This window comes from uncultured Methanobrevibacter sp. (genome assembly GCF_937906425.1).
GTDB lineage: Archaea > Methanobacteriota > Methanobacteria > Methanobacteriales > Methanobacteriaceae > Methanobrevibacter.
In genome coordinates, this window is the sequence record NZ_CALCYR010000158.1 from 1 (window position 1) to 7,582 (window position 7,582).

Here is a 7,582-nt window from a genome sequence, read left to right on the forward strand (position 1 = left end):
AACTCTTAGTAATGAGTCAACTAATTTCCCTAATGATTAATTTCAATCCCAAAATGGTCTGATTTTAACAGGCCCCAAATTTTGTTTAAATTTGGGAACTACACTTTAATATTTGTCTATTTTCAGATATAAAATTTTCCAATTATAATAATGATTTTTATTTATATGGACTAACATTTAGCTATTTTCTATTTAAAATTCAAATAAAATAATTATTTTTAACTAAATCTAAAAACACCCTATTTTCAAAAGGATAATCCTTTTTTATAAGTAATTTATTCTTTATTTGAGATTTGCAATATTTTTTTTAAAATGGATTTTTTATAAATTATATTTTTTTAAGGCATCGACAGTTTTTTTAGAAAGAAGTAAATATTCCAGTTTATATATAGTTAACCAAGGGGATAATATGGAAGAACTTATGCAAGAAATTATCAAATTCCAGAGTGAAAGGGATTGGAAGCAGTTCCACACACCTGAAAACTTAGCTAAATCAATATCCATAGAAGCTGCAGAGCTTTTAGAACACTTTCAATGGAACAAGGAATATGACAAGCAGGAAGTTGTTGATGAATTGGCGGATGTATTGAATTATTGTTTCCTAATGGCAGATGCATTGGATGTGGATGTCAAGGAAATCGTTTTGAATAAAATGGAAAAAACTGCTGAAAAATATCCTGTCAGCAAATCAAAAGGAGTATCAACTAAATACAACAAATTATGATTAATTCATAATGCTAATTTTAAAAGGGGAAAACCATGCTAGTATATGAAGCTACCAAAGATGAATTCATGAATTCAGTAGAACTCGGTTCCATCTGTGATGAAATATATGAAGTCTATCAATTGAAAATCGGAAAATCAAACAAGTCCCAGATAAGATCCTGGGAAAACTCTATGGAATATATGTACAAGGTTTTAAATGACAATGAGATTCCAGGGGACTGTGGAGTGGCTATTGAATTCACCATACCTACAACATCAAAAAGAATAGATTTTACTTTGACAGGCTTGAATGAAAATGAAGATGATTCTGTTGTCATAATCGAGCTCAAGCAATGGGAAAGGGCAGACAAGGTAAAAAATAAGGATGGAATCGTATCCACTTATGTTGGAGGTGGCATACGTGATGTAACCCATCCCTGTTATCAAGCTTGGTCATATGCCTCTTTGATTGAAAACTTCAATGCCACAGTTGAAGAGGACAATATACGCTTACATCCCTGTGCTTATTTGCATAATTATGACATAAGCGTGCCATATGATCCACTCACCGATAAGATATATGACACTTACCTTACAGAAGCACCATTATTTGGAAAGAGAGATGTATTAAAGCTTAGAGAATTCATTAAAAAATATGTAAAAAAGGGTGACACCACAAATATTTTATATAGAATTGACTGCGGTAAGATAAGACCTTCTAAGAAATTACAGGATACATTATACAATCTCCTTCAGGGAAACAGGGAATTTGTAATGATCGACGACCAGAAGATTGCCTATGAGATTGCCATGGAAATGGCTAGAAAATCATATATTGATGAGAAAAAGAGGGTTTTGATTGTTGAAGGAGGTCCTGGAACAGGCAAGTCAGTTGTTGCCATAAACCTGCTTGTGGATATTATGAGGGACGATATGGTCTCATTGTATGTCACCAAGAACAGCGCTCCAAGGGAGGTTTTCTATCAAAAGCTGAGAGGCGGAGAATATTCTGTATCCTATATTAAGAATCTTTTCAAGGGTTCAGGCACCTTTACAAAATCAAAAAGCAATGATTTTGATGCATTGATTGTTGATGAAGCCCACAGATTGAATCAAAAATCAGGCATGTTTCAAAATTTGGGAGAAGACCAGGTAAAAGAAATCATCAATGCAGCCAAGTTTTCAGTATTCTTCATAGACAAGCATCAAAAGGTTCATATAAATGATCATGGAAGCATTGAGATAATAGAACATTTCGCCCATGAATTTGATGCTGAAATAGAACATGTGAAACTGAATTCACAATTCAGATGCAATGGTTCCAATGGATATCTCTCCTGGCTTAATGATGTTTTGGAAATTGAAGAGACTGCAAATTTCGATGGATTCGACTTTGATTATGATTTTAGAGTAATAGATAGTCCCGAAGAACTGAAGGATTTGATTTTTGAAAAGAATGAAATAAATAACAGCGCAAGACTGCTTGCCGGATACTGCTGGAACTGGATTAAGGAAGGCAAGAACAATCCAAATGTTCATGACATTCAAATAGGCGACTTTTCAATGAGCTGGAACTTGGGAAACACAAGCACCTGGGCAATAGATGAGGATTCTGTAAATGAAATCGGTTGCATTCACACTTCCCAAGGCCTTGAATTTGATTATGTTGGCGTTATTTTAGGCAATGACATTCGATTTGAGGATGGAAAAATAGTCACTGATTTTAATGAGAGAGCCAGAACAGACCAGTCCTTAAAAGGTATTAAGACTTTATATAAAAATAATCCTCAGGAAGCTTTAGACACAGCTGATGAGATAATCAAGAATACATACAGGACTTTGATGACTCGTGGAATGAAGGGATGTTATATTTATTGTGAGGATATGAGATTGCAGGCTTACTTTAAGGAAAAGCTGGACAGGCTGAATAGTTTCAAATTAAACTCAAATGAGAAGATTCACATCTAAGGTCTTAATATATGTTCAGAGTATTCATTCAGAAAACATATGATTTGTTTGGTTCTATGGATTTAATCAATCAGGATAATGATGAATATGAGTATTTAATATTATTTTTACTGTTTAAAAAGTTTTAAATAATATTAAGATAAACATAAGATTACTAAGCGCTGAAGACAAACTATGTCTTTTTTAGATAAAGAGGTTTTTATCCTCTTTATTTATTTTTATTCTATTTTTTGCATTTTTTTGATAAATAGGTTTTTTCCTCTTTATTTATTTTTAACTATTTTTATTATTTTATTTACAATCCAAGTTCAATTTTTAAAAAATTATTTTTATTATTTTTTTACAATCCAATTTCTATTTTAAAAAAATTATTTCTTACCAAATGCTCTCTCGCTTTTTTTATAAACTCTCCCATACAATAATTATTTGTGGTTAGATTCTTTTAGGGTTTGTAATTTATGCTATTTGTATAAATTTTAAATAAAACTAAAAGAGGTCTATTTTATGGAACGTATAGAACAACTAAACATTGAACTTGAACAAACACGTAATGAACTGATAATTGTTAAGGAGGAATTGAATGATGTCTTTAGGCAGCTGTGGAAAATTCGTTTAAAAAAAGCTAAAAATGATGACTACGATCATAAAAGATATGAGGAATTAACTTATGCCAATAGGCTTCTTCAAATGGAACGGAGAAAACTAATTACACATATGAATTTTTTAAACAAGGAATTTTATGAAATCTGCTTTGGAAAATAATCATTGATTTTTGTTTAGGAGTTATTTTTGGAAATTTAATTTTTATTATTGGTTTTTGTTTAGGGAGTTTTTTTTGGAAATTTAATTTTTATTATTGATTTTTGTTTAATAATTGCTTTTATAAGTTCTCTCTTATTTAAGCAATTTATAAATACAATTACCTAAATATATTTCATTAAATAAGTCATATTTGCTGTAGTAAAAGCAAATATTTAATTAAGACAAGTTTTTGATTTAGATTAATTGAAATAAGTTTAGTTCAAATTTAAAAAAATTTAATAATTTTAGTTCAATTTTAAAAAATTTAATTATTTTAGTTCAATTTTAAAAAATTTAATAATTTTAATTCTAATTTAGAAAAAAATTTTAAATAATCCCCACTTAAACCAAGCAAACTTAAAATAATTTTGCCCAAACAAAATTCAATCAATCTAATCAAAGAAACCCTCAATTAAACAAGTACTTACTTATAAAACTATTAAAATAAAAGGCCAAAATATGGATTTTCATAAACAAGCAAATGAAATTGGAAAAATTGAACAAGATCATCTATCTAAACTTTCTCTTAAGGAAAGAATTCTTCAATTATTAAAGTTCAGGCAATATTATTCCATCTATAGAAAAGAATACTCCAATGTGTATAATGACTTTTTGGAAAGGATGGAATCCTTTGAAATTAAGAGTGAAGAAGATCTTGATGATAGGGAAAGTGAAATCTATTACTTTAAAAAGGAAGTTCTAAGTGCTGATGTTGACTTGGATGGTCTTAATTTTATTCTGATAAGTCTTCTTGAAAAATATAATCTTTCAATTGAAAACTATAATGATTCATTGAATCTCATTAGGGAAAGATATGAATTTTCCTATCTTACAAATTGGCTTCTCTCACTTTCAAGGGAAAACTTAAATCTGCTTGAGGCGCTTACATTGATTACATTTATTGTAAGGTCTGATTATTGGGATTATGAAAATATGCCATTGTCCTATGCAATATTTGATGGAACGATTGACAATCTTATGGAAAGGATTGAGAAAAGTTTGGACGAGGACAATTTAAAAGCCTTGGAGATTTTTATGAAAGTTTAATTGTGTTTGGACGAGGATAATTTAAGAGCCTTGGAGATTTTTATGGATGTTTAATTGTGTTTGTATGGGGACAATTTAAGAGCCTTGGAGATTTTTATGGAAGTTTAATTGTGTTTGTATGAGGATAATTTAAGAGCCTTGGAGATTTTTATGGAAGTTTAATTTAAATGCTTGTTTATTTTCTAATTTGACTGATAAATTCACTTTTCAAATGATAATTTTTAAATAAAATCATGTTCATAATAAGTTTATAATAAGGCTGAATAATTAAATGAGCCAATTTTAAAGGTGATATGTTTTGGAAAAACAGGAATATCTAACGGTAACTAATCTTGTTGCTAAAATCGCTAAAGTGATTAACCTAAAGCCTGATTTAAAAAACCTTGTAGTGAAGGCGGAAGTGTCTGATTTAAAAACAGGCTCTAGAGGAATTTATTATCTTAACCTAAGGGATAAGAAAACATCAATTCCTGCAGTTATCTATCCGTTTGTAAGTCGTAAGATGAAGTTCAATCTTGAAAATGGTATGGAAGTCATAGTTACAGGAACTGTAGAAGTTTATAATAAGCTGGGCAAGGTTCAGTTCAAGATAAATCGCATTACGGAAGCGGGAATTGGAGACCTTTATGTAAAACTTGAGCAATTGAAGAAAAAGCTTTCAGCAAAAGGCTATTTTGATGAGTCAATAAAAAAGGAAATACCAAAGTTTCCAAAAAGAATAGGTATTGTAACATCTCCTGATGGGGCTGCGGTAAAGGATATTATATCAACCGTTCAGGATCGTTGGCCATTGTGTGAAATGATTATTTTTCCAACTCTGGTTCAGGGGGATAGGGCGGCAGCCAATATAGCCTATCAAATCAGAAGAAGCCAATCCTTTAATCTTGACACATTGATTGTGGCAAGAGGTGGAGGAAGCATTAAGGATCTTTGGGCATTCAATGAGGAAACAGTGGCGGATGCAATATATGAGTCAAAGGTCCCTGTCGTTACAGGCATAGGGCATGAAATCAATGAATCTTTAGCTGATTTGGTTGCAGATTCAAGACAGGTTACTCCAACTGCAGCTGCAAAAAGGGCTGTACCTGATATTCTTGAGCTTGAGAAAAGATTTAAAAATCTTGATCAAAAGATAAACTTCAGGCTTAGGAATCAGTTGAAAAATGATAGAAAACATTTGGATTCCCTTTTAAAAAGACGTCCCATTGTACATCCCGAATCAATATATGAGGATTACTATCAGTATCTTGACAACCTGGAAGATAAACTTCAAAGGATTTCAAAGGGTCTGATTAAGGATAATAGGATGAACTTGAATGAATTGAAAAATTCAAGGGTTTTAAGAAATCCCGAATCAATCTATGAGTTTAAGAGAATAGATTATGAAAGGAATTATGAAAGGCTTAAAAGCTATTCAAGCTCATATCTGATTGCCAAGGAAAATAGGCTGAACCGTTATAGTGAAGCTTATGTTTTAAAGAATCCTGACTTGATTGTTGAAGGCAAGAAAAGGCAATACAATGACATTTTAAGGGATTTTGATTATATTTCAAATACATTCGTTTCCATTAGAAAGGATGATTTTGATAAAGTCAAGGCCAGAAGCGCAATAGCCGGTGAACGCTTTGTTAAGGAAAAAAGGGATGACTTGAATGAATTGAAAAATTCAAGGCCAATCAAGAATCCGAATAGCATACTTGAAAAGAAGATAATTGAATCTCAAAGGTATTTGGATAAGATTCTTCTTTTAAATCCGTTGAATACCTTAAAGAGAGGTTATACTGTTGTAAGGTCTAATGATAAGGTAGTTTCCAGTTCTAAGGATTTGGAATCTGGAGACGATTTGGAAGTGGAATTTGAGGACGGAAGAGTTAATACAAGAGTAATTTGATTTTTAAGAAATTATTTTTTTAAAAAAATGTAAAAAATGTTCAGAGACTAGAGTGAGAAAATTGTAAGGAAATAACAGAAAACAAGAAAAAAATTGAATCTTGCGGTAACCGCGGTCAATATTGCTGTCTTTATTATTCTATCCATACTGGGCGATACAGAGGATGTCGGTTTCATGCTGCATCATGGGGCGTCATACGCGCCGCTTGTGATGGAGGGTGAGTGGTACCGGCTGTTTACCAGCATGTGGCTGCACTTCGGCGTGATGCATCTGCTTTACAACCTGGTCTGTCTTCTTGCAATGGGGGATATGCTTGAGCGTATGCTCGGAGCCGTGAAATACCTGCTGATCTATCTGGGAGGCGGGATTGCGGGCAACCTGCTCTCGTTTTTCCGGGAGCAGACAACAGGTCGCTACGCTGTCGCCGCAGGCGCGTCCGGGGCGATCTGCGCTGTGATCGGTGCCTGTCTGGCTGTCATGCTGAGACATAAAAACAGCCGCAATCAAAACATGATTAAGCGGCTGATGCTGATGGCAGTGCTCATGGTCGCCGAGGGCTTCACGCAGTCCGGTATAGACAACGCGGCTCACATCGGCGGCATGGCCGCCGGATTTCTGATGGGCCTGGTACTGAACTGAGCGGTACAGCAGAGAATTGATAAACAAGGAAGAATGCACAAGGGATAAGAAAAGGACTGCTAATCAGAACAGCGCCAGGACTTCCTCCTTCACCTCGTCAGTAAGCGTACCCGGTATCCACTTGACAGAGACCGTGTCGTCATTGTATCGGGGGATCAGGTGCATGTGGAAGTGGAACACGGTCTGCCCTGCGCATTCGCCATTATTCTGCACGACGTTAAAACCATCGGCATGAAGGCCTTCATACAGCTTCGTGCCGACTTTTTTTGCCACGACCAGTGCTTTAGAAGCGACATCATCGGGCAGCTCGAACAGGTTGGCCGCATGAGACTTGGGCAGGATGAGGGTGTGGCCTTTGGAGGCGGGGCCCAGATCCAGGATCGCCCGAAAATCATCATCCTCATAGACAGTGGCGGAAGGAATCTCGCCAGCTGCGATCTTGCAGAAAATACAATTGTCATCTCTCATAATAAAACCTCCTGATAGTGATAGCATGGTTAGTGATAGCATGATACCAAGGTCATCTCTATG

Annotated in this window: 7 protein-coding genes; 6 read left to right on the forward strand and 1 reads right to left on the reverse strand. The window is 34.1% G+C overall.

Features of this window, described 5'->3' with window-relative positions; genetic code table 11:
• Window positions 1-409: 409 nt before the first annotated feature.
• From Q0138_RS04510 to Q0138_RS04535, 6 genes are all read left to right on the forward strand, one after another.
• Entirely contained in the window at window positions 410-724 is a 315-nt protein-coding gene (locus Q0138_RS04510; protein WP_297981506.1) for a nucleotide pyrophosphohydrolase, read from the forward strand.
• A 35-nt stretch (window positions 725-759) separates the two neighbouring features.
• Window positions 760-2,673 carry a DUF2075 domain-containing protein gene (locus Q0138_RS04515; protein WP_297981508.1) on the forward strand — a complete coding sequence of 638 codons (1,914 nt, stop codon included), beginning with the start codon at window positions 760-762 and terminating at the stop codon, window positions 2,671-2,673.
• Between the two features lie 504 nt (window positions 2,674-3,177).
• The gene (locus Q0138_RS04520) at window positions 3,178-3,435 is read left to right on the forward strand and encodes a hypothetical protein (RefSeq protein ID WP_297981510.1); all 258 of its coding nucleotides are present in this window, start codon (window positions 3,178-3,180) and stop codon (window positions 3,433-3,435) included.
• Between the two features lie 498 nt (window positions 3,436-3,933).
• Window positions 3,934-4,521, forward strand: a complete 588-nt coding sequence (locus Q0138_RS04525; protein ID WP_297981511.1) for a hypothetical protein — start codon at window positions 3,934-3,936, stop codon at window positions 4,519-4,521.
• A 298-nt stretch (window positions 4,522-4,819) separates the two neighbouring features.
• Window positions 4,820-6,412, forward strand: coding sequence for an exodeoxyribonuclease VII large subunit (gene xseA, locus Q0138_RS04530; RefSeq protein WP_297981513.1), 1,593 nt, complete (start codon window positions 4,820-4,822; stop codon window positions 6,410-6,412).
• Window positions 6,413-6,676: 264 nt separating this feature from the next.
• Window positions 6,677-7,051, forward strand: a complete 375-nt coding sequence (locus Q0138_RS04535) for a rhomboid family intramembrane serine protease (RefSeq protein WP_297981516.1) — start codon at window positions 6,677-6,679, stop codon at window positions 7,049-7,051.
• A gap of 63 nt (window positions 7,052-7,114) precedes the next feature.
• On the opposite strand, the gene Q0138_RS04540 is transcribed toward Q0138_RS04535, so the two are convergent.
• Window positions 7,115-7,519 (reverse strand): HIT family protein, encoded by a 405-nt coding sequence (locus Q0138_RS04540; RefSeq protein WP_297981514.1) that lies wholly within the window; start codon window positions 7,517-7,519, stop codon window positions 7,115-7,117.
• Window positions 7,520-7,582 lie beyond the last annotated feature (63 nt).

Coding starts and splice junctions, on each gene's coding strand:
- Q0138_RS04510 (WP_297981506.1), top strand. CDS start 410: ATGGAAGAACTTATGCAAGAAATTATCAAATTCCAGAGTGAAAGGGAT.
- Q0138_RS04515 (WP_297981508.1), top strand. CDS start 760: ATGCTAGTATATGAAGCTACCAAAGATGAATTCATGAATTCAGTAGAA.
- Q0138_RS04520 (WP_297981510.1), top strand. CDS start 3,178: ATGGAACGTATAGAACAACTAAACATTGAACTTGAACAAACACGTAAT.
- Q0138_RS04525 (WP_297981511.1), top strand. CDS start 3,934: ATGGATTTTCATAAACAAGCAAATGAAATTGGAAAAATTGAACAAGAT.
- Q0138_RS04535 (WP_297981516.1), top strand. CDS start 6,677: ATGCATCTGCTTTACAACCTGGTCTGTCTTCTTGCAATGGGGGATATG.
- Q0138_RS04540 (WP_297981514.1), bottom strand. CDS start 7,519: ATGAGAGATGACAATTGTATTTTCTGCAAGATCGCAGCTGGCGAGATT.